The sequence below is a fragment of the Nocardioides scoriae genome, from assembly GCF_900104965.1.
GTDB classification, from domain to species: domain Bacteria; phylum Actinomycetota; class Actinomycetes; order Propionibacteriales; family Nocardioidaceae; genus Marmoricola; species Marmoricola scoriae.
On record NZ_LT629757.1, the window covers coordinates 2362703 to 2384427 of the forward strand.

Genomic DNA, 21725 nt, shown 5'->3' on the forward strand with positions numbered 1-21725 from the left:
CCGATGACCCAGCGCACGCTCCTCCCGCTCTTCACCGAGGGCCCCCACGGCTCGCGCAGCGCGGCCACCTGCCACTACCGCTGTGCCGACGCCTGCTTCAAGCCGATGCCGAACACCACCGACAACCCGGAGTTCCACGAGGTCGCCGCTCGTGCGCTGGCCCGTCGCTCCGTCCTCAAGGCCGGCGCCGCCGGCCTCGGCGCCCTGGCCGTCGCCGGCGTCAACGCCGCCCCCGCTGCCGCCGCGTCCGCGCCGGCCGCGGCCCCCGCCGCCGCCCGCCGCGGTGGCGGTGTCGGCACCGCCGCCTTCACCCCCGTCAAGCCCAACCGCAGCGACCGCGTCGTGGTGCCCCGGGGCTACCGCTCCGACGTCGTCGTCAAGTGGGGCGACCGGCTGTTCAAGAACTCCCCCGAGTTCGACGTCGACAGCCAGACGCCCCAGTCGGCCGCGCTGCAGTTCGGCTACAACAACGACTACGTCGGCGTGCTGCCCACCGGCCGCAACCGTGCGCAGCTGGTGACCAACCACGAGTACACCGACGAGAACCTGATGTTCCCGACCGGGCGCTACGACTCGGCCACCATCAAGAAGATCGCCATCCAGTCCCACGGCATGTCCGTGGTCGACATCCGCCGCGGCCGCCGGCTGGGCTCCTGGGAGCAGGTCCCCGTGCGCTCGGCCCGCGGCAACCGCCGCATCACCGGCACCACCGTCTTCACCGTCGCCGGCCCCGCCGCCGGCGAGAAGCGGCTGCGGACCGCCGCCGACCCGACCGGGCGCAAGGTGCGCGGCACCTTCGGCAACTGCGCCGGCGGCACCACACCCTGGGGCACGGTGCTCTCGGGCGAGGAGAACTTCAACGGCTACTTCGACAAGTCCGGCGAGCTCGACGCGCGCTACACCGCGTCGTACGCCCGCTACGGCCTGACCGGCTCGGGCAGCCGCGGCTGGAGCGAGGTCGACCCGCGCTTCGACCTCAGCACCGAGCCGCACGAGCCCTTCCGGTTCGGCTGGATCGTCGAGGTCGACCCCTCCGACCCGTCGTCCTCGCCGCGCAAGCAGACGATGCTCGGCCGCTTCAAGCACGAGGGCGCCAACGTCGCGATCTCCCGCGGCGGCCGCGCCGTGGCGTACATGGGCGACGACGAGCGGGGCGACTACATCTACAAGTTCGTCTCCGCCCGGCGCTTCGACCCCCGGAAGGGCCGCGCCGCCCGCCGCCGCAACCTGCAGCTGCTCACCGAGGGCACCCTCTACGTCGCCAAGTTCACCGGCGACGGCACCGGCGACGGCGTCTACGACGGCACCGGCCAGTGGATCCCGCTGACCTCGGACACGAAGTCGTTCGTGCCCGGCATGAGCGTCGCCGACGTCCTCATCGACACCCGCCTGGCCGCCGACAAGGTGGGCCCGACCAAGATGGACCGGCCCGAGGACATCGAGCCCAACCCCGTCAACGGCAAGGTCTACTGCGCGCTGACCAACAACAGCAACCGCGGCACGTCGTACCCCACGGACGAGGCGAACCCGCTCGCCCAGAGCCAGACCCGCGCCGAGCTCGGCGGCCCGCTGACCACCAGGTCGGGCAACCGCAACGGCTACGTCCTGGAGATCAGCCCCGGCAAGGGCGACCACGCCGCGACGACCTTCACCTGGGACCTGATGCTGGTCTGCGGCGACCCCGACGCCCCCGAGACCTACTTCGCGGGCTACCCCAAGCAGCAGGTCAGCCCCATCAGCTGCCCCGACAACGTCGCCTTCGACGCCGTCGGCAACCTGTGGATCTCCACCGACGGCAACCAGCTCGGCTCCCACGACGGCCTCTTCCGGGTCCCCGTCTCGGGCGCCAAGCGCGGCCACGTCGAGCAGTTCCTCACCGTCCCGACCGGCGCCGAGACCTGCGGCCCGCTCATCTCCGCCGACCAGCGCTCGGTGTTCATCGCCGTCCAGCACCCCGGCGAGACCGACGGCGCCACCTTCGAGAACCCCTCCTCCACCTGGCCCGGCACCGACGACTTCCCCCGCCCTGCGGTGGTGGTCAACTACCTGGGCTGAGGCGGCTGCGGTTTCCCAGGGGCCCTTGGGAAACCGCTGCTTCCCCGTCCCTGCGAACCCGGGGAAGCAGCAGTTCACCCCGGGCAGTACGCCGCGCAGCCGGGTCCGCTCCTCGCGAGCGGGCCCGGCTGTTGGCGTCGTGGCCGCCCCGGTGATGGACCGGTTTCCCAGGGGCCCTTGGGAAACCGCCGCTTCCCGGGCCCAGCAACGACAGGTGAGCGGCAGGTTCACCGGGGGAGCACGCCCCGCTCCAGCCGCCGCCACGAGGGTTTTCCACAGGCGGATGCATCGAGGGTGGAGGGTCAGGCCCAGCTCGCGCAGGGTGTCGACATGGACGACCTGCTCACCCTCCACCGTCACGGCCTGTTCCTGCGCCAGGAGGCGCTTGCGGCGGGCTACGAGGACAGCGACCTGCGAACCGCCCTGCGCGAGCGCGTCCTGGTCCGCGTCCGCCACGGCGCCTACGTCGGTGCCGACACCTGGCAGGACGGCGACGACCTGTGGCGCTTCCGGCTCCGTGGCCGAGCGGTGCAGCTGCGGCACGGCGAGCGCGTCATGCTGAGCCACACCTCGGCCGCCGCGGAGCACGGCGTCAGCCTCTGGCGGCCGGACCTCGAGCGCGTCCACGTGGTCCGGCTCGACGGCTTGTCGGGTGGTCAGAGCAAGGACGTCGTCTACCACGAGGGACCAGGGCTGGCGGACCACGCGCAGCCGCTCGGCGCCGGGCTGGGTCTCGAACCCGTCCGGTCGTGCCTTGGCGCCGCCGCACTGCACGGCATCGAGGCCGGGGTGGTCGCCATCGACTCGCTGTTCCACCTCGGACTCGGCGACCCGGAGCAGGTGGCCGCGGCGTACCGCGAGCGGGCCCGTACGCCGCACTCCCGGCCCCTCCAGATCGTCGCCCGGCTCGCCCGGGAGGGCGCGCAGTCCCCCGGGGAGAGCCGCACCCGCTACGCGTTCTTCCGACAGCACCTCCCGGCGCCCGTCCTCCAGTACGAGGTCCGCGACCACCACGGCCGGCTCGTCGGCACCACCGACTTCGCCTGGCCGCAGTACCGGCTGCTCGGCGAGTTCGACGGCCGGATCAAGTACGGGCGGCTGCTCCGGCCCGGACAGGACGTCTCCGAGGTGGTCTACGCGGAGAAGGTGCGGGAGGACGCCCTGCGGGAGGCGACGGGGTTCGGGATGATCCGCTACACCTGGGCCGACCTGTCCGCGCCCGACCGGCTGGCCGCGCGGACGAGGCGGATGCTGGCGACGTACGCCGCGCAGCGCGGCGACCACTTCCCCGGGTGATCCGCCACTTCCCCGGCGCTGCGCACCCGGGGAAGCAGCGGTTTCCCAGGGGCCCCTGGGAAACCGCCAGGCCCCGGACACCGCACGACGGGCCGCCCCCCACCGGGGGCGGCCCGTCGCGTCACGGCCGGCTCAGGGGCTGGTCGAGGTGGAGAAGTTGTAGTCGATGACGCCGGTCAGGCTGAGGATCACGCCGAGGATGCCGAGCAGGATGGCGATGATGCCGAGCACGAAGCCCGCGGTGGCCAGGCCGCGGCCGGACTGGGCGCCGCCGGTGGCGTCGATCTCCTTCTGGGCCTGCTTGCCGAGGATGACGGCCGGGATGCCGGTGAAGAAGCCGCAGCAGACGAGGCCGAGGATGCCCAGGACGAGCGACCAGATGGCCTTCTTGTTGCTCCCGCCGGCGGGCGGGCCGTAGCCGGGCGGCGGGGCACCGTAGCCACCGCCTCCGGGCGGCGGCGGAGGCGCCGAGTCGTACCCTCCACCGGACGGTGGGAAGTTCTGGGACATCCGTAGTTCCTCTCGTCAGCGCCCCCCGGACGGATGCGCGGCGAGGGGAGCGTACCGAGCGGGGCGGCCCGCAGGCGGGAGTTCAGGCCGTCCGGGTGGCGACGACGTCGGCGAAGGCCTCGAGCGCGGTGCGCACCGGCCCCTCCGGCAGCACCTTGAGCAGCGACTTGGCCTCGTTGGCGAGGTTGATGACGTAGGCCCGGGCCTCGGCCAGCGCCGGGTGGGCCCGGAGCAGCTCGAGCGCCTCGGCGTGCAGGGCGTCGTCGGTCAGCGGCGCGGACACCAGCTCGACCAGACGTGCGTCCGCCGGATCGGTGGAGCGCTGGGCGATGAGCACCGGCAGCGTCGGCACGCCCTCGCGGAGGTCGGTGCCCGGGGTCTTGCCGGACTCCTCGCTCTCGGAGGCGATGTCGAGGATGTCGTCGGAGAGCTGGAAGGCCACGCCGACCTTGGCGCCGTACTCGTGCAGCGCGTCCTCGACGTCGGTCGGGGTGCCGGCGAAGCGGGCGCCGTAGCGGGCGGAGGTCGCGATCAGCGAGCCGGTCTTGCCGGCGACGGTGCGCAGGTGGTGCTCCAGCGGGTCGGCGCCGTCGGCGGGGCCGAGGGTCTCGAGGATCTGCCCCTCCACCAGCGAGGTGAAGGTCTGGGCCTGGATGCGCACGGCGTCGGCGCCGAGCTCGGCGGTCAGCTCGGAGGACTTGGAGAACAGGAAGTCGCCGGTGAGGATCGCGACGTGGTTGTCCCACCGCGCGTTGGCCGACGCGGCGCCGCGACGCAGGTCGGCCTCGTCCATGACGTCGTCGTGGTAGAGCGAGGCGAGGTGGGTCAGCTCGACGACGCACGCCGAGAGCAGCACGTCGGGGTGGTCGGGCCGCTCCCCCGCCTCGGCGGCGAGGAGCACCAGCAGCGGCCGGAACCGCTTGCCGCCGGCGTCCATGAGGTGGCGCGCCGCCGTGGTGACGAAGGCGGCCTCGCTCACCACGTGCTCGGCCAGGGCGACCTCGACCTCGTCCATCCGTCGGCGCAGCCGCGCCTCGAGCGCGTGGTCGAGGATGGGCAGGGCGAGGGGTGCGCTCACCTGATGAATACTCCCACGCGACCCAGGAGGTCGATCAGGGCGCCCGGCACGATGCCGAGCAGCAGCGTCATCAGGGTGCCCACGGCGATCACGCCCGAGGTCATCAGGCTCGGGCGGGTCACGCTCGGGCCCTCGCCGACGGGCTCGGCGAAGAACATCAGCACGATCACGCGGACGTAGAAGTACGCCGCCACGGCCGACATCAGCACCGCCACGATCACCACCGGCCAGGCCCCCACCGACAGCGCGGCCGCGAAGACCGCCCACTTGCCGGTGAAGCCGCTGGTGAGCGGGATGCCCGCCATGCCGAGCAGCAGGAAGGCGAAGGTGCCGGCCACCAGCGGCGACTCCTTGCCCAGGCCCTGCCAGCGCGAGAGGTGGGTGGCCTCGCCGCCGCCGTCGCGGACCACGGTCACCAGGGCGAAGGCCGCCAGCGTCGTGAAGCCGTAGGTGGTCAGGTAGAACAGCACCGCGCTGACGCCGGTGAGGCTGCCGACGGCGACGTCGGTCAGCGACCGGATGCCGAGGAAGCCGGTGAGGATGAAGCCCGCGTGGGCGATCGAGGAGTACGCCAGCATGCGCTTGATGTCGGTCTGGCTGATCGCGAGCACCGAGCCGACCACCATGGTGAGGATGGCCACCGCCCAGATCATCGGGGTCCAGTCGGTGCGGTTGGCGCCGAAGGCGACGTAGAACAGCCGCAGCATCGCGCCGAACGCCGCCACCTTGGTGGAGGCGGCCATGAAGGCCGTCACCGCGGTGGGCGCACCCTGGTAGACGTCGGGGGTCCAGGAGTGGAACGGCGCGGCGCCGACCTTGAAGAGCAGGCCGACCGCCATCAGGGCGACGCCACCGAGGAGCAGGCCACGGCTGCCGCCGCCGCTCTCCACGGCCTGGGCGATCTGCGCGAAGCCCATCGACCCGGCGTACCCGTAGACCAGGGCGATGCCGTAGATGAAGAAGCCGGAGCTGAAGGCGCCGAGCAGGAAGTACTTGAGCGCGGCCTCCTGGCTGAGCAGGCGGCGGCGACGCGCCAGCCCGCACAGCAGGTAGAGGGGCAGCGAGAGCACCTCGAGCGCGACGAACATGGTGAGCAGGTCGTTGGCGGCCGGGAACAGCAGCATGCCGGAGATCGCGAACAGGGCCAGTGGGAAGACCTCGGTGTGCTCCAGCCCCTGGGTGGAGGCCTCGCGCTCGGCCTCGGTGCCGGGCAGCGCCGCGGCCTGGCCGGCGAAGGTGAGCACGCCGCTCTCGACGCGGCGCTCGGCGAAGAGCAGCACGCTCATCATGCCGAGCACCAGGATCAGCAGCCAGCAGAAGACGGCGGGGCCGTCGGCGGCCAGCGCGCCCTCGGCCACGACCTTGCCGGGCTTGACGTCCCCGCTGACGGGGTTGAGGCGCGACATCACGACCGCCGCGGTGACGAAGGCGGCGAGCAGCCCGGCCAGGGAGACCGCGACCTGCAGCGGGTAGCGCAGGCGGCGCGAGGCGAACGCCTCGACCAGCACGCCGATGACGGCGGCGGCCAGGACGATGAGGATCGGCGAGACGGTGAAGTACTCGATCTTGGGGGCGTCGAAGCCGTTCACTCGCTGGCCTCCCCTTCGGTCACGGTGGGTTGCGGATCGACCTGGCCGACCTGGGACAAGGTGTGCTCGACCGCCGGGTTGATGACGTCGAGCAGCGGCTGCGGGTAGAAGCCGAGCACGACGATCAGCGCCACCAAGGGCGCCAGCGCGCCGATCTCGCGGGCGTTGAGGTCGCGCATGCCGGCGACGCCCTCGCGGACCGGGCCGGTCATCGTGCGCTGGTAGAGCCACAGCACGTAGATCGCGGCCAGCACGATGCCGAGCACGGCGAACGCCGCGACCCAGGGCGAGTAGACGAACGCGCCGACCATGACGAGCAGCTCGGAGACGAACGGCGACATGCCGGGCAGCGCCAGCGACGACAGTCCGGCGACGAGCATCAGCCCGGCCAGCACCGGCGCGACCTTCTCGACGCCGCCGAAGTCCTCGATCCGGGCCGACCCGCGCCGCGAGACCAGGTAGCCGGTGACCAGGAACAGCGCGGCGGTGGAGAGGCCGTGGTTGAACATGTAGAGGTTGGCGCCCGAGAGGCCCTGGCTGTTCATCACGAAGATGCCCAGCACGATGAAGCCGAAGTGGGACACGCTGGTGTAGGCGATCAGGCGCGGGATGTTGCTCGAGCCGATGGCCATGAGGGCGCCGTACAGGATGCTGATGACGGCCAGCACGATCACGACCGGCGTGGCCCAGCGCGAGGCCTCGGGGAAGATCTCCAGGCAGAACCGGATCATCCCGAAGGTGCCGATCTTGTCGAGCACGCTCACCAGCAGCACCGAGGTGCCCGGCGTCGCCTGCTCGGTCGTGTCGGGCAGCCAGGTGTGCACCGGGAACATCGGCGCCTTGATCGCGAAGGCGATGAAGAAGCCGGCGAACATCCAGCGCCCGGCCGTGGTGCCGATGTCGAGCTGCGCCAGGTCGGTGACCAGGTACGACGGGCTGCCGGCGTCGGAGGACACGACGTACAGGCCGATCACCGAGGCCAGCATGACCAGGCCGCCGGTCAGCGAGTAGAGCAGGAACTTGACCGCCGCGCGGACCCGGTCGGGGCCGCCGTAGCCGGCGACCATGAAGTAGACCGGGATCAGCGTCGCCTCGAAGAAGACGTAGAAGAGGAACACGTCGGTCGCGGCGAAGACGCCGATCGAGAGCCCCTCGAGCGCCAGCATCCACGCGAACAGGCCCTTGGCGCCCCAGCGGCCGCCCTCACCGTCCTCCCAGGAGGCCAGCATCACGATCGGGGTCAGGATCACGGTCAGGAGCACGAGCGTGAGCCCGATGCCGTCCAGGCCCAGCGCGTAGTAGGCGCCGAACAGCTTGATCCAGGAGACCTGCTCCTCGAACTGGAGGCCGGTGCCGGGCTGGTAGGCCACGGCGATGCCGATGCCGAGCACCAGGGTCAGGACCGAGAAGCCCAGGGCCAGGAGCTTGGGGGCGTTGGCCGCCGCGCGGGCGGGCAGCAGCGCGACCACGACCGACCCGAGGATCGGCAGCAGCAGCAGGATGGTCAGCCACGGGAGCGTCATGCGAGGTTCACCACCACGAGTGCGAGCAGGACGAGGGCAGCCCCGGCCAGCAGGGAGAGCGCGTAGGAGCGCACGAAGCCGTTCTGGGCGCGGCGCACGGCGCGGGACAGCCCGCCCATCGAGGCTGCCGTCCCCATGGCGCCGCCGTCGACCACGGTGCGGTCGAAGACCGCCAGGCCGGAGGTCAGGTTCTTGCCGGGCTCGACGACGAGGCCCTGGTTGATGGCGTCGCCGTAGAGCTCGTTGCGGCCGATGGTCGTGAGGACCGAGACCTTCGTGGGCGCCTCGCGGGGCACCTCGCGCCGACCGAAGAGGGCGAACGCCACCGCGACGCCGATCGCCACGACCAGGACCGCGAGCACGCTGATCACCAGCGGCGGCAGCGGCGGCTCGTGCTCGACGGCCTCGCCGGTGACGGGGGCCAGGAAGCCCACGATCCAGTCGTTGAGCAGCAGGAAGCCGCCGAGCACCGAGAGCGCGGCGAGCGCGACCAGGGGGAACGTCATCACCTTGGGCGACTCGTGCGGGTGCACGCCGGGCTCCCAGCGGTCCCGGCCGAAGAACGTCATGAGCATCAGCCGCGTCATGTAGAAGCCCGTGACGCCGGCACCCAGGAGCGCGCAGATGCCGAGCACGAGGTTCTCGGCCAGCGCGGTCTCGATGATCTTGTCCTTGGACCAGAAGCCGGAGAAGCCGGGGAACCCGATGATCGCGAGGTAGCCCATCGCGAAGGTCATGAAGGTGACCGGCATCGCCTTGCGCAGCGCACCGTAGTGGCGCATGTCCACGTCGTCGTCGGTGCCGTGCATCACCGAGCCGGCGCCGAGGAACATGTTGGCCTTGAAGGCGCCGTGGGTGAGCAGGTGGAAGATCGCGAAGGCGTAGCCCGCGACGCCCAGGCCCGAGGCCAGCACCATGTAGCCGATCTGGCTCATCGTCGAACCGGCGAGCGTCTTCTTGATGTCGTCCTTGGCGCAGCCGATCCAGGCACCCATCAGCAGCGTGATGGTGCCGATGATCGCGACCGCGAGGCGGGCGGCGTCGGTGTACTCGAAGACGAACTGCGAGCGGACGATCAGGTAGACGCCCGCGGTGACCATGGTGGCCGCGTGGATCAGGGCCGACACGGGGGTCGGGCCCTCCATCGCGTCGAGCAGCCAGGTCTGCAGCGGGAACTGCGCCGACTTGCCGCAGGCGGCCAGCAGCAGGAGCAGGCCGATCGCGGTCATCACGCCGCCCGAGGCGCCGCTGGTCAGCTCGGAGACGCGGTCGAAGGAGGTCGTCCCGAAGGTGACCAGCATCAGGCCGACACCGAGCGAGAGCCCGATGTCACCGACGCGGTTGATGACGAAGGCCTTCTTGGAGGCCGCGGCGGCCGACGGCTTGTGCTGCCAGAACCCGATCAGCAGGTACGACGCCAGGCCGACGCCCTCCCAGCCCAGGAACACCCCGACGTAGTCCGAGGAGAGCACCAGCACGAGCATCGCCGCGACGAACAGGTTGAGGTAGGCGAAGAAGCGGCGACGGCGGACGTCGTGCTCCATGTAGCCGATGGAGTAGACGTGGATGAGCGCGCCCACCCCGGTGATGAGGAGCAGGAACAGCGCCGAGAGCGGGTCGTAGAGCAGCCCGAGCTTCACCTCCCACGCACCGGTGGAGAACCACGTCCACAGGTCGAGGCCGAGCTGCCGGTCCTCGGCCCCGCGACCGAGGATGCCGAGGAAGAGCCACAGCGAGCACACGAAGGAGCCCACGACGGTGGCGGTGCCGAGCAGGTGGCCCCAGGCGTCGGTGCGGCGCCCGCCGAGAAGCAGCACCGCCGCCCCCAGCGCGGGGAGCGCGATGACCAGCACCAGTGGCAGCGCCAGTGAGCCGGCCGCGGAGGGGTCGACCACCGGAGGGGTGCCACCACCCTCCGCGGCGAGGACGTGGATCGCGGATGAGATCACGGAAGTCTGCCCCTCAATACTTCAGCAGGCTGGCGTCGTCGACCGAGGCCGAGCGACGCGTGCGGAAGATGGTCATGATGATCGCGAGCCCGACCACCACCTCGGCTGCGGCCACGACCATGACGAAGAACGCCGCGATCTGGCCCTCGAGGTTGCCGTTGGCCTTGGCGAAGGTGATCAGCGCGAGGTTGCTGGCGTTGAGCATCAGCTCCACGCACATGAACACCACGATCGCGTTGCGCCGGGTCAGCACGCCGATGGCGCCGATGGTGAACAGGATCGCGGAGAGCACGATGAAGGGGGTCACGCTCATCGGCCCGCACCTCCCCCGTCGCTCGAGTCGTCACGGTCGGAGACCGTCTCGTCGCCCCCGCCGAGACGCTGCACCTGGATGGCGCTGCCCGGGGCGCGGTTGACCGACCCGCGGGCCGCCAGCACGCGCGAGACCGACAGGTCGGAGGTGGTGCCGTCGGGCAGCAGCGCCGGGGTGTCCACGCCGTTGTGGCGCGCGAAGACGCCGGGAGCGGGCAGCGGGCCGAGGTGCTTGCCGTGGTCGGCGTAGTCGCGCATCCGCTGCGCGGCGACGTCGGCCTGGCTGAGCTTGGGGGTCAGGCGCTCGCGGTGGGCGAGCACCATCGCGCCCAGCGCCGCGGTGATGAGCAGCGCCGAGGTGACCTCGAAGGCGAAGACGTACTGCGTGAACAGCACCCGCGCGATGCCCAGGACGTTGCCCTCCGCGTTGGCGTCGTCGAGGCCGACCACGGTGCCGACGCTGACCTGGGCCACGCCGACGACCATGGTGACGCCGAAGAGCAGGCCGACCAGCGTGGCCAGCACGCGCTGGCCGCGGATCGTCTCCACCACGGAGTCCGAGGCGTCGACGCCGACGAGCATCAGCACGAACAGGAACAGCATCAGGATCGCGCCGGTGTAGACGATGATCTGGATGGCGAACAGGAACGGCGCCTCGAGCACGGCGTAGAGCACCGCGAGGCTGATCATCACGACCGCGAGCAGCAGCGCGCAGTGCACCGCCTTGCGGGCGAACAGCAGCCCCAGGGCGCACACCACCATCACGGGCGCCAGGATCCAGAAGGCGATCACGACTCGGTCCCTCCCTGCGGCTCCTGGGGGTCCTGGCGGCGCAGCGTGCCGCGGTAGTAGTCGCCCTCGTCGGCGCCCAGGCGCATCGGGTGGGGCGGCTGCTCCATCCCGGGGAGCAGCGGGGCCAGCAGGTCCTGCTTCTCGTAGATGAGGTCGGCGCGGTTGTTGTCGGCCAGCTCGTACTCGTTGGTCATCGTCAGCGCACGGGTCGGGCACGCCTCGATGCACAGGCCGCACAGGATGCAGCGCAGGTAGTTGATCTGGTAGACGCGGCCGTAGCGCTCACCGGGGCTGAAGCGGTCGTCCTCGGTGTTGGAGGCGCCCTCGACGTAGATCGCGTCGGCGGGGCACGCCCACGCGCACAGCTCGCAGCCGACGCACTTCTCCAGGCCGTCGGGCCAGCGGTTGAGCTGGTGCCGGCCGTGGAAGCGCGGGGCCGTGGGCTCCTTCTGCTCGGGGTACTGCTCGGTCACCACCTTGCGGAACATCGTCCGGAAGGTGACCCCGAACCCGGCGACCGGGTCCCAGAGCTGTTCCTTGAGCGTCGCCATCAGCGGTGGCCTCCTGCGTCGGATCGGGGACTGCGGGACTCGTCGGACGCGCCGACGGCGGCGTGGCGGCCGGCCGTGACGCTGGTCGTGGCGGCGGTGGTGCCGGGCATGGGGGGCACCGGGTAGCCGCCGGCGAAGGCGTCGAAGGGCTGGTCGTCGGCGACCGGCTCGGGCTCCTTCTTCTCCGGCACGAACAGCAGCGCCAGGATCAGGACGCCGACCACGGCGGCCAGGCCGATCATGTAGCGGCGGTCGAAGCCGCCCTCCAGGTCGACCACGCGAATGGCGGCCACGGCCACGATCCACACGATCGAGGCCGGGATGAGCACCTTCCAGCCGAAGGCCATGAACTGGTCGTAGCGCAGCCGCGGCAGCGAGCCGCGCAGCCAGATGAACATGAAGATGAAGGCCAGGGTCTTGCCCATGAACCAGATGAAGGGCCAGTAGCCCTCGTTGGCGCCCTCCCAGACCTGGGCGATGCCGAACGGCGCGCGCCAGCCGCCGAGGAACAGCGTCGTGGCCAGCGCCGAGACGGTGGCCATGTTGATGTACTCGGCGAGGAAGAACAGGGCGAACTTCAGCGAGCTGTACTCGGTGTGGAAGCCGCCGACGAGCTCGCCCTCGGCCTCGGGGAGGTCGAAGGGCGCCCGGTTGGTCTCCCCCACCATCGCGATCACGTAGATCACGAACGAGGGGATCAGCGTGAACACGAACCACACGTCGCTCTGCGCGGCCACGATCTGCGAGGTCGACATCGAGCCGGCGTGCAGGAAGACCGCGACCAGGGCCAGGCCCATGGCGACCTCGTAGGAGATCATCTGGGCACTCGAGCGCAGCCCGCCCAGCAGGGAGTACGTCGACCCGCTGGACCAGCCGCCGAGCACGATGCCGTAGATGCCGATCGAGGCGATCGCCATCACGAAGATGACCGCGACCGGCATGTCGGTCAGCTGCAGCGGGGTGGTGATGTCGGAGAACGGCACCTTCACCTCGGGGCCGAACGGGATCACCGAGAACGTCACGAAGGCCGGGATCACCGCGATCACCGGGGCGATGACGAACACGACCTTGTCGGCGGCCTTGGGGACGATGTCCTCCTTGAGCGCCAGCTTCACGCCGTCGGCGAGGCTCTGCAGCAGCCCGAAGGGTCCGTGGCGGTTGGGGCCGATGCGGTGCTGCATCCGCGCCACCACCCGGCGCTCCCACCAGATGTTGAACAGCGTCAGCAGCACCAGCACCACGAAGATCAGCACGGCCTTGAGGATGACCAGCCAGACCGGGTCCTGGCCGAAGGCCTCGAGACCGGCCTCGGCCATCGGCACGGGCAGCAGCAGGCTCACGAGAGGCCTCCGGTGGTGGTGAGGGAGCTGGCGGCGCCCACGGTCAGCGACACCGGGCTGCCGGCGGGGCCGACGAGGTGCCGCACGGAGACGCCCGGTGCGCTGGCGGGCGCCCAGACGGTGCCCTCGGCGAGGTCGGCGACCCCGACGGGGAGCTCGACCGACCCCAGCGGCCCGGCGAGCACGACCGTGTCGCCGGCCGTGGCGCCGAGCGCCTCGAGGGTGGCGGGCGCGACCAGGACGACCGGCTTGCGGGCGGTGGCGCGCATCGGCTCGTCGCCGTCCTGCAGGCGGCCGTCGTCGAGCAGCTGCTTCCAGGACGCGAGCACGAGCGAGCCGTCGAAGTCGGCGTGGGCCGTGACGGCCTCCTCGGAGGTCACCTCGTCCTCGACCGCACCCACGGTGGTCGCACGCTCGCCGTCCCAGGCGCCGAGCTGGCCCATCTCGGCCCAGGCCTGCTCCGGGGCCCGGAAGCCCAGGGGCGTCCCGAGCTCCTCGGCGATGCCGGCCAGGACCCGCACGTCGGGGAGCGAGGACGGCACGTGCAGCACCTTGTCGAAGCGGCGCACGCGCCCCTCCCAGTTGACGAAGGTGCCGGACTTGTCGGTCGGCGGCGCGACCGGCAGCACGACGTCGGCGCGTCGGGTCACCTCGGACTCGCGGACCTCGAGCGAGACCACGAACTCGGCCGCGTCGAGCGCGGCCAGGGCCAGCTCCGGGTCGGGCAGGTCGGCCGGGTCGACGCCGCCGACGACGGCGCCGCGCAGCTCGCCCGCGGCCAGCGCGGTCAGGATGGCGTCGGTGTCACGACCCGGGGTCTCGGGCAGGTGGTCCACGCCCCAGGCGGCGGCCAGGTCGACCCGCGCCGCGGCGTCGGCCACGGGGCGGCCACCGGGCAGCAGCGTCGGCAGCGCGCCGACCTCGAGCGCACCGCGGTCGCCGGCTCGTCGCGGGACCCAGGCGATCCGGGCGCCGGTCGTGCGCGCCAGCGTGGAGACCGCGCCGAGGGCACCCGGCACCGCGGCCAGGCGCTCGCCGACGAGGATGACGGCGCCGCTGTCGAGCGCGACGGTGCCGTCGTGGGCCAGGCCCTCGATCACCCGTGCCTCGTCGCCGGGGCGGGTGGGGATCAGGGTGCCGGACATCTTGTGCAGGCCGCGCGAGGTGAACGGCGCCACCGACCAGATCCGGGCGCCGACGGCCGAGCGGGCCGCCTTGCGCAGCCGCAGGAAGATCGTGCCGGCCTCGTCCTCGGGCTCGAGGCCGACCAGCAGCACCGCGCGGGCGGTCTCGAGGTCGGCGTAGGTGACGGCGTCGCCGTGCGGACCCGTGGAGACCACGTGGGCGGCCAGGAACTCCGCCTCCTCGGCCGAGTGCGTACGGGCGCGGAAGTCGACGTCGTTGGTGCCGAGCGCCACGCGGGCCAGCTTGGCGTACGCGTAGGCGTCCTCGGCCGTGAGCCGGCCACCGGTCAGCACGCCGACCCCGCCGGCCGCGCGGGCGGCGTCGAGACCGCGGGCGGCGACCGCGAAGGCCTCGGGCCAGCTGGCGGCGCGGAGCTCGCCGGTCTCGGCGTCGCGCACCCGGGGGTGGGTCAGCCGGTCGTCCTGGCGGGCCCACAGGAACCCGAAGCGGTCCTTGTCGGTGATCCACTCCTCGTTGACCAGCGGGTCGTCACTGGCCAGGCGGCGCATCACCTTGCCGCGCCGGTGGTCGACGCGGATCGCGGAGCCGCAGGCGTCGTGCTCGGAGACCGAGGGCGTGGAGACCAGGTCGAAGGGCCGCGAGCGGAAGCGGTACGCCGAGGAGGTCAGCGCCCCGACCGGGCAGATCTGGATGGTGTTGCCGGAGAAGTAGCTCTCGAAGGGCTCCTTCTCGTAGATGCCGACCTGCTGGAGCGCCCCGCGCTCGACCAGCGCGATGAACGGGTCGCCGGCGATCTGCTCGGAGAAGCGGGTGCAGCGGGCGCACAGCACGCAGCGCTCGCGGTCGAGCAGCACCTGGGCCGAGATGTTGATGGGCTTGGGGTAGAGCCGCTTGTGCTCCACGAAGCGGGTCTCGCCGCGGCCGTTGCTCATCGCCTGGTTCTGCAGCGGGCACTCGCCGCCCTTGTCGCACACGGGGCAGTCGAGCGGGTGGTTGATCAGCAGCAGCTCCATCACGCCCTGCTGCGCCTTGTCGGCGACCGGGCTGGTGGCCTGGGTGTTGACGACCATGCCCTCGGCGACCGTGAGCGTGCAGGAGGCCTGCGGCTTGGGGATCGGGCGGCCGTTGCCGGCGTCGGGCACGTCGACCAGGCACTGGCGGCAGGCGCCGACCGGGGCGAGCAGCGGGTGGTCGCAGAACCGCGGGATCTGGACGCCGATGCGCTCGGCGGCCCGGATCACCAGGGTGTTCTTCGGCACCGACACCTCGACGCCGTCGATGGTCACGGTGACCTCGTCGGAGCGCTCGGGGGCGGTCTCCTTCGACTTCTCCGGGGTGGTGGTCATGCGTGGGCCCCCTCGCGGGCGAAGACGGTCGAGGCCTCGCGGTCGAACGGGCACCCGCCGTGGGTCAGGTGCGCGAGGTACTCGTCGCGGAAGTGCTGGATCGAGGACGTGATCGGGCTGGTCGCCCCGTCGCCGAGGGCGCAGAACGAGCGACCCAGGATGTTGTCGCACACGTCGTCGAGCATGTCGAGGTCGGACGGCTGGCCCTTGCCCTGCTCGAGGTTGGCCAGGGTCTGCACCAGCCACCACGTGCCCTCGCGGCACGGGGTGCACTTGCCGCAGGACTCGTGCTTGTAGAACTCGGTCCAGCGGAGCACGGCGCGGACCACGCAGGTGGTCTCGTCGAACAGCTGCAGGGCGCGGGTGCCGAGCATCGAGCCGACCCCCGCGACGCCCTCGAAGTCGAGGGGGACGTCGAGGTGCTCGGCCGTGAGCAGCGGGGTCGAGGAGCCGCCCGGGGTCCAGAACTTCAGCTCGTGACCGGCCCGCATGCCGCCGGCGAGGTCGATCAGCTCGCGCAGCGTGATGCCGAGCGGCGCCTCGAACTGACCGGGGTTGGCGACGTGGCCCGAGAGCGAGAAGATCCCGAAGCCCTTGGACTTCTCGGTGCCCATCGAGGCGAACCACTCGGCGCCGCGGTCGATGATGCTGGGGACCGAGGCGATCGACTCGACGTTGTTGATCACGGTCGGGCTGGCGTAGAGGCCGGCGACGGCCGGGAACGGCGGCCGCAGCCGCGGTTGGCCCCGGCGACCCTCGAGCGAGTCGAGCAGCGCCGTCTCCTCGCCGCAGATGTAGGCGCCGGCGCCGGCGTGGACGACCAGCTCGAGGCTGTAGCCCGAGCCGTGGATGTCCTCGCCGAGGTGGCCGGCGAGGTAGGCCTCCTGCGCCGCGCGCTGCAGGCGGCGGATCACGTGGAGGATCTCGCCGCGCACGTAGATGAAGGCGTGGCTGGCGCGGATCGCGTAGGCGCTGATGATGACGCCCTCGACCAGCGTGTGGGGGCTGGCCATCATGAGCGGGGTGTCCTTGCAGGTGCCCGGCTCCGACTCGTCGGCGTTGACCACGAGGTACTTCGGGTTGGGGTTGTCCTGCGGGATGAAGCCCCACTTCATGCCGGTGGGGAAGCCCGCGCCGCCGCGGCCGCGCAGGTTGGAGGCCTTGACGGTCTCCACGACCTCGCCCGGCTCCATGGCCAGCGCCTTGTGCAGGGCGCGGTAGCCGCCCTGGGCCTCGTAGCCCGCGAGGGTCCACGAGCCGTCGGTGCCCCAGTTGTCGCTGAGCACCGGGGTCAGGGTGTCGATGGGGTTGCTCACTTCTCGTCCCCTCCGCGGTTGGCCGGGTTGTCCTCGTGCTTGGCCTCGGCGCCGGAGTCCTCGACCGCGGCCTCCGACTCGGTGTGCTCGGCCTCGGGGGCGCCCGCGGCCTTGTCCTTCGTGGTGGAGCCCTCGGCGACGTCGGCGCCCTGGTCCTTGTCGTCGCGGGCCTCGGCGGCCTCCTCGACGCTCGGGGCGGTCCAGCCGCGCTCGCGGGCGATCTCGCGGCCGAGCAGCGAGGCCGGTCCGGCCGAGGGGCCCTCGTCGGCGAGGCCGTCGGGGAAGCCGGCGAGCACGCGCTCGGCCTCGCGCCAGGTCACCAGGCGGGGTCCGCGGGTCGAGGTGCGCTCGGTGCCGCTGCGCAGGTCGTCGACGAGGTCGGTGGCCGACTGCGGGGTCATGTTGTCCATGAACTCCCAGTTGACCGTCATCACCGGGGCGTAGTCGCACGCCGCGTTGCACTCGATGTGCTCGAGGGTGATCCTGCCGTCCTCGGTGGTCTCGTCGTTGCCGACGTCGAGGTGGTCCTTGAGCCGCTCGAAGATCTGGTCGCCGCCCATGATCGCGCACAGCGTGTTGGTGCAGACGCCGACGTGGTAGTCGCCCACGGGGCGGCGCTTGTACATCGTGTAGAAGGTCGCCACGCCGCTCACCTCGGCCGCGCTGATGCCGAGGATGGCCGCGCACGCCTCGATGCCGCGCGAGCTGACCCGTCCCTCGACGCTCTGCACGAGGTGCAGCATCGGCAGCAGGCCCGAGCGGGCCTGCGGGTAGCGCGCCGCGATCTGCTCGAGCTCGGCGTACGTCGCCGGGTCGAGCGGCTCGGCGCGGGTCTGCGTGGTCGAGATCGCCGAGGCGGTGGTCGCGTCGTCGGCGCCGGGGATCCGGTCGCTGGTCTCGCTCATCTGTCGACACCTCCCATGACGGGGTCGATCGAGGCGATGGCGACGATGACGTCGGCGACCTGGCCGCCCTCGCTCATCACCGACGTCGCCTGCAGGTTGACGAAGGACGGGTCGCGGAAGTGCGCCCGGAAGGGGCGGGTGCCGCCGTCGGAGACCACGTGGGCGCCGAGCTCGCCGCGGGGCGACTCGACCGGCACGTACGCCTGCCCGGCCGGCACGCGGAAGCCCTCGGTCACCAGCTTGAAGTGGTGGATCAGCGCCTCCATGGACTCGCCCATGATGTGCTTGATGTGGTCGAGGCTGTTGCCCATGCCGTCGCTGCCGATCGAGAGCTGGCTGGGCCAGGCGATCTTCTTGTCGGCGATCATCACCGGCGCGCCCTCGAGGTCGACGAGGCGCTTGGTGGCCTGCTCGACGATCTTGAGCGACTCCCACATCTCGTCGAGCCGGATCCGGAAGCGGCCGTAGGCGTCCATGCTGTCGCGGGTCACGACCTCGAAGTCGTAGTCCTCGTAGCCGGAGTAGGGCTGGGCCTTGCGCAGGTCCCACGGGTAGCCGGTCGAGCGCAGCACCGGACCGGTGATCCCCAGGGCCAGGCAGCCGGCGAGGTCGAGGTGGCCGACCCCCTGGAGGCGGGCCTTGAAGATCGGGTTGGCGTTGCACAGGGCGGCGTACTCGGGCAGGCGCTTCTTCATCAGGGCCACGAAGTCGCGGATGGCGTCGATGCCGCCGGGCGGCATGTCCTGGGCCACCCCGCCGGGGCGGATGAAGGCGTGGTTCATGCGCAGGCCGGTGATCAGCTCGAACAGGTCGAGGACCAGCTCGCGCTCGCGGAAGCCGATGGTCATGACGGTCAGCGCGCCGATCTCCATGCCGCCGGTCGCGATCGCGACCAGGTGGGAGGAGATCCGGTTGAGCTCCATGAGGAGCACCCGCATGACCTGGGCCTTCTCGGGGACCTGGTCCTCGACGTCGAGCAGCCGCTCCACGCCCAGGACGTAGGTCGCCTCGTTGTAGAAGGGCGAGAGGTAGTCCATCCGGGTGCAGAAGGTGACGCCCTGCACCCAGGAGCGGTACTCCATGTTCTTCTCGATGCCGGTGTGCAGGTAGCCGATGCCGCAGCGGGCCTCGGTGACCGTCTCGCCCTCGAGCTCGAGGATGAGGCGGAGCACGCCGTGGGTCGAGGGGTGCTGGGGCCCCATGTTGACCACGACCTTGTTGTCGTGCTCCTCGTTGATGCCCGCGGTGATGGAGTCCCAGTCCTGGCCGGTGACGGTGAACACGCGTCCCTGGCTGGTCTCGGACTCGGTCGCGGCGTACGGGTCGGCAGTCATCAGTTGTAGCTCCTCCGCTGGTCGGGCGGGGGAACCGTCCCGCCCTTGTACTCCACCGGGATGCCGCCCAGGGGGTAGTCCTTGCGCTGCGGGTGACCGGGCCAGTCGTCGGGCATCTGGATCCGGGTCAGGGCCGGGTGGCCGTCGAAGACGACTCCGAAGAAGTCGAACGTCTCGCGCTCGTGCCAGTCGGCCGTGGGGTACGTCGCGATCACGCTCGGCAGGTGGGCGTCGCCGTCGGGCACCGCCACCTCGAGCCGGATCCGGCGGTTGTGGGTCATCGAGAGCAGGTGGTAGACGACGTGGAGCTCGCGCCCCAGGTCGTCGGGGTAGTGCACGCCGCTGATCCCCGAGAGCAGCTCGAAGCGCAGCGCCTCGTCGTCGCGCAGCCGCGCCGCCAGGACGGCGACGTGCTCGCGACGCACGAAGAACGTGATCTCGCCGCGGTGGACGACGACCTTCTCGACGGCGCCGTCGACGCCCGCGGAGCGCGAGGCCTCGGCGAGCGCGCCGGCGACGTCGTCCATCCAGCCGCCGAAGGGCGGCTGGGTGCCGGCCGGCATCTCGACGGGCTTGACCAGCCCGCCGTAGCCGGAGGTGTCACCGGTGCCGCGGACGCCGAACATGCCCTCGCGACGCCCGATCTGCTCGCCCCCGGGGTCGGGGACGTTCTCGGGCATCCGGTCGGTGCTGTCGACCTCGGTGCCGCGGGTGGAGCGTGGCTCGTCGCTCACCTCATCAGGCCCTTCATCTGGGCGGTGGGCAGCGCGTTGAGCCCGGCGGTCTCCTGCTCCTCGATCTCCGCGAGGCGGTTGGGGCCGAGCTTGGTCGCCTGCACCTGGTCGTGGAGCTTGAGGATCGCGTCGATGAGCATCTCGGGCCGCGGCGGGCAGCCCGGGAGGTACATGTCGACGGGGACGACGTGGTCGACGCCCTGGACGATCGCGTAGTTGTTGAACATCCCGCCGGAGCTGGCGCACACGCCCATGGCGAGCACCCACTTGGGCTCGGCCATCTGGTCGTAGATCTGGCGCAGGACCGGGGCCATCTTCTGGCTCACCCGCCCGGCGACGATCATCAGGTCGGCCTGGCGGGGGCTGGCCCGGAAGACCTCCATGCCGAAGCGGGCCAGGTCGTACTTCGGCCCGCCGCTGGTCATCATCTCGATGGCGCAGCAGGCGAGGCCGAAGGTGGCCGGCCAGAACGACGCCTTGCGCATGTAGCCGGCGACCCCCTCGACGGTGGTCAGCAGCACTCCGCTGGGGAGCTTCTCCTCGAGTCCCACGACTCACATCCCTCGGATCGGTTGGAGAACGGTCGTGCCCGTCAGCATCAGTCCCACTCCAGGCCCCCGCGCTTCCACACGTAGGTGTAGGCGACGAAGACGGGGATGATGAACAGGACCATCTCGATCAGCCCGAACAGCGCCATCTGGTCGAAGGCGACGGCGATCGGGTAGAGGAAGACGATCTCGATGTCGAAGATGATGAACATCATCGCGGTGATGTAGTAGCGCACCGGGAAGCGACCACCGCCCACGGGCTGGGGCGTGGGGTCGATGCCGCACTCGTAGGAGTCCAGCTTGGCGCGGTTGTAGCGCTTGGGCCCGGTGAGCGAGCTGACCGCGACCGAGAAGATCGCGAAGCCCGCGGCGAGGATCATCAGCGCCAGGACCGGCGTGTAGAGACTCAAGGTGATCCTCCTCGGACCCGTCGGGGTGGAACCGCGGCTCGTGCACTTGTGAAGCAGTTCACGAAGTGGCGGCGCCTCAGCATAGAGGCCTGCGTCACATCCTACGAACCCCCACCCCCAGGGTGGTCCCACGGCCTGACCAGCACATTTAGACAACGGCGACGTTGTCTAAATGACCTGCGTCACGTCGGCCGGGGGGTCCGGCCAGGCGTCCGGTCGCGGGGTCAGGCAGTGGCCCGGTGCAGCGCCACGATGCCGCCCGAGAGGTTCGACCACTCCGGGTCGCGCCACCCCGCGGCCGCCAGCCGACCGGCCAGGGCCGGCTGGTCGGGCCAGGCCCGGATGGACTCGGCGAGGTAGACGTAGGCGTCGGGGCTCGAGCTCACGGCGCGCGCCAGCGGGGGCAGCGCCTTCATGAGGTACTCCAGGTAGACGGTGCGGAACGGCACGAAGGTCGGGCTGCTGAACTCGCAGACCACGAGGCGGCCGCCGGGCCGGGTGACCCGGAGCATCTCGCGCAGGCCGGCGTCGGGGTCGACCACGTTGCGCAGGCCGAAGGAGATCGTCACCGCGTCGAAGGTGTCGTCGGCGAAGGGCAGCCGGGTGGCGTCGCCCGCGGTGAAGGGCAGCAGCGGCCGGGCCTGCTTGCCGACCCGGAGCATCCCGACCGAGAAGTCGCAGGGCACCACCTGGGCGCCGAGGTCGGCGAAGGGCTGCGACGAGGTGCCGGTGCCGGCCGCGAGGTCGAGCACCTTCTCCCCCGGTTGCGGGTCGACGGCGTCCACCACGGCCCGCCGCCAGCGGCGGTCCTGGCCGAGGGACAGCACGTCGTTGGTCAGGTCGTAGCGCTTCGCCACGTCGTCGAACATGGCCTGCACCTCGGCAGGACGCTTGGACAAGCTCGCTCGGGTCACGCCAGAACCCTAGGCGGCCCCGGTGCGTCACACCTCCTGCAGGCCCGGACGGGGCCGTGAGACCGAGCAGCGAGGAC

General features: G+C 71.3%; 19 protein-coding genes. 2 read left to right on the forward strand and 17 right to left on the reverse strand.

Annotated features, from left to right (window positions below):
• The first annotated feature begins 3 nt into the window (after positions 1-3).
• Both BLU55_RS11345 and BLU55_RS11350 read left to right on the forward strand, forming a co-directional pair.
• A complete protein-coding gene (locus tag BLU55_RS11345; RefSeq protein WP_091729687.1) occupies positions 4-2055 on the forward strand; it encodes a PhoX family protein in 2052 nt (683 codons plus the stop codon).
• Positions 2056-2385: 330 nt separating this feature from the next.
• Positions 2386-3351, forward strand: a complete 966-nt coding sequence (locus tag BLU55_RS11350) for a type IV toxin-antitoxin system AbiEi family antitoxin domain-containing protein (RefSeq protein ID WP_157682830.1) — start codon at positions 2386-2388, stop codon at positions 3349-3351.
• Between the two features lie 132 nt (positions 3352-3483).
• Here the strand turns inward: BLU55_RS11350 and BLU55_RS11355 are convergent, their stop codons facing one another.
• From BLU55_RS11355 to BLU55_RS11435, 17 genes are all read right to left on the reverse strand, one after another.
• Positions 3484-3861: a DUF4190 domain-containing protein gene (locus tag BLU55_RS11355; protein WP_091729692.1), complete on the reverse strand. Its 378-nt coding sequence runs from the start codon at positions 3859-3861 to the stop codon at positions 3484-3486.
• An 82-nt stretch (positions 3862-3943) separates the two neighbouring features.
• Positions 3944-4876, reverse strand: a complete 933-nt coding sequence (locus tag BLU55_RS11360) for a polyprenyl synthetase family protein (protein WP_091733786.1) — start codon at positions 4874-4876, stop codon at positions 3944-3946.
• A 59-nt stretch (positions 4877-4935) separates the two neighbouring features.
• Positions 4936-6528, reverse strand: a complete 1593-nt coding sequence (nuoN, locus tag BLU55_RS11365; RefSeq protein WP_091729695.1) for an NADH-quinone oxidoreductase subunit NuoN — start codon at positions 6526-6528, stop codon at positions 4936-4938.
• Positions 6525-8051, reverse strand: coding sequence for an NADH-quinone oxidoreductase subunit M (locus BLU55_RS11370; RefSeq protein ID WP_091729697.1), 1527 nt, complete (start codon positions 8049-8051; stop codon positions 6525-6527). The genes nuoN and BLU55_RS11370 overlap by 4 nt, the downstream gene beginning before the upstream one ends.
• Positions 8048-9946 (reverse strand): NADH-quinone oxidoreductase subunit L, encoded by a 1899-nt coding sequence (gene nuoL, locus BLU55_RS11375; protein ID WP_407938431.1) that lies wholly within the window; start codon positions 9944-9946, stop codon positions 8048-8050. Before nuoL ends, BLU55_RS11370 begins: the two co-directional genes overlap by 4 nt.
• A gap of 67 nt (positions 9947-10013) precedes the next feature.
• Positions 10014-10313 (reverse strand): NADH-quinone oxidoreductase subunit NuoK, encoded by a 300-nt coding sequence (gene nuoK / locus BLU55_RS11380; RefSeq protein ID WP_091729699.1) that lies wholly within the window; start codon positions 10311-10313, stop codon positions 10014-10016.
• Positions 10310-11104: an NADH-quinone oxidoreductase subunit J gene (locus BLU55_RS11385; protein WP_091729702.1), complete on the reverse strand. Its 795-nt coding sequence runs from the start codon at positions 11102-11104 to the stop codon at positions 10310-10312. Before BLU55_RS11385 ends, nuoK begins: the two co-directional genes overlap by 4 nt.
• Complete coding sequence (nuoI, locus tag BLU55_RS11390; RefSeq protein WP_091729705.1) at positions 11101-11655, reverse strand: NADH-quinone oxidoreductase subunit NuoI; 555 nt, start codon at positions 11653-11655, stop codon at positions 11101-11103. The genes BLU55_RS11385 and nuoI overlap by 4 nt, the downstream gene beginning before the upstream one ends.
• A complete protein-coding gene (gene nuoH, locus BLU55_RS11395; protein WP_157682964.1) occupies positions 11655-12971 on the reverse strand; it encodes an NADH-quinone oxidoreductase subunit NuoH in 1317 nt (438 codons plus the stop codon). Before nuoH ends, nuoI begins: the two co-directional genes overlap by 1 nt.
• A gap of 20 nt (positions 12972-12991) precedes the next feature.
• Positions 12992-15487 (reverse strand): NADH-quinone oxidoreductase subunit G, encoded by a 2496-nt coding sequence (locus BLU55_RS11400; protein ID WP_091729708.1) that lies wholly within the window; start codon positions 15485-15487, stop codon positions 12992-12994.
• Complete coding sequence (gene nuoF / locus BLU55_RS11405; protein WP_197680966.1) at positions 15484-16803, reverse strand: NADH-quinone oxidoreductase subunit NuoF; 1320 nt, start codon at positions 16801-16803, stop codon at positions 15484-15486. Before nuoF ends, BLU55_RS11400 begins: the two co-directional genes overlap by 4 nt.
• Positions 16800-17708 (reverse strand): NADH-quinone oxidoreductase subunit NuoE, encoded by a 909-nt coding sequence (nuoE, locus tag BLU55_RS11410; protein ID WP_091729711.1) that lies wholly within the window; start codon positions 17706-17708, stop codon positions 16800-16802. The genes nuoF and nuoE overlap by 4 nt, the downstream gene beginning before the upstream one ends.
• Positions 17705-19042, reverse strand: coding sequence for an NADH-quinone oxidoreductase subunit D (locus tag BLU55_RS11415; RefSeq protein WP_091729714.1), 1338 nt, complete (start codon positions 19040-19042; stop codon positions 17705-17707). Before BLU55_RS11415 ends, nuoE begins: the two co-directional genes overlap by 4 nt.
• The gene (locus BLU55_RS11420) at positions 19042-19722 is read right to left on the reverse strand and encodes an NADH-quinone oxidoreductase subunit C (protein WP_091733793.1); all 681 of its coding nucleotides are present in this window, start codon (positions 19720-19722) and stop codon (positions 19042-19044) included. Before BLU55_RS11420 ends, BLU55_RS11415 begins: the two co-directional genes overlap by 1 nt.
• Positions 19723-19772: 50 nt before the next feature.
• Positions 19773-20327 (reverse strand): NuoB/complex I 20 kDa subunit family protein, encoded by a 555-nt coding sequence (locus BLU55_RS11425; RefSeq protein ID WP_091729717.1) that lies wholly within the window; start codon positions 20325-20327, stop codon positions 19773-19775.
• A 47-nt stretch (positions 20328-20374) separates the two neighbouring features.
• A complete protein-coding gene (locus BLU55_RS11430) occupies positions 20375-20734 on the reverse strand; it encodes an NADH-quinone oxidoreductase subunit A (RefSeq protein WP_091729720.1) in 360 nt (119 codons plus the stop codon).
• 224 nt (positions 20735-20958) lie between these two features.
• The gene (locus BLU55_RS11435) at positions 20959-21648 is read right to left on the reverse strand and encodes a demethylmenaquinone methyltransferase (protein ID WP_091729723.1); all 690 of its coding nucleotides are present in this window, start codon (positions 21646-21648) and stop codon (positions 20959-20961) included.
• Between the last annotated feature and the right edge of the window lie 77 nt (positions 21649-21725).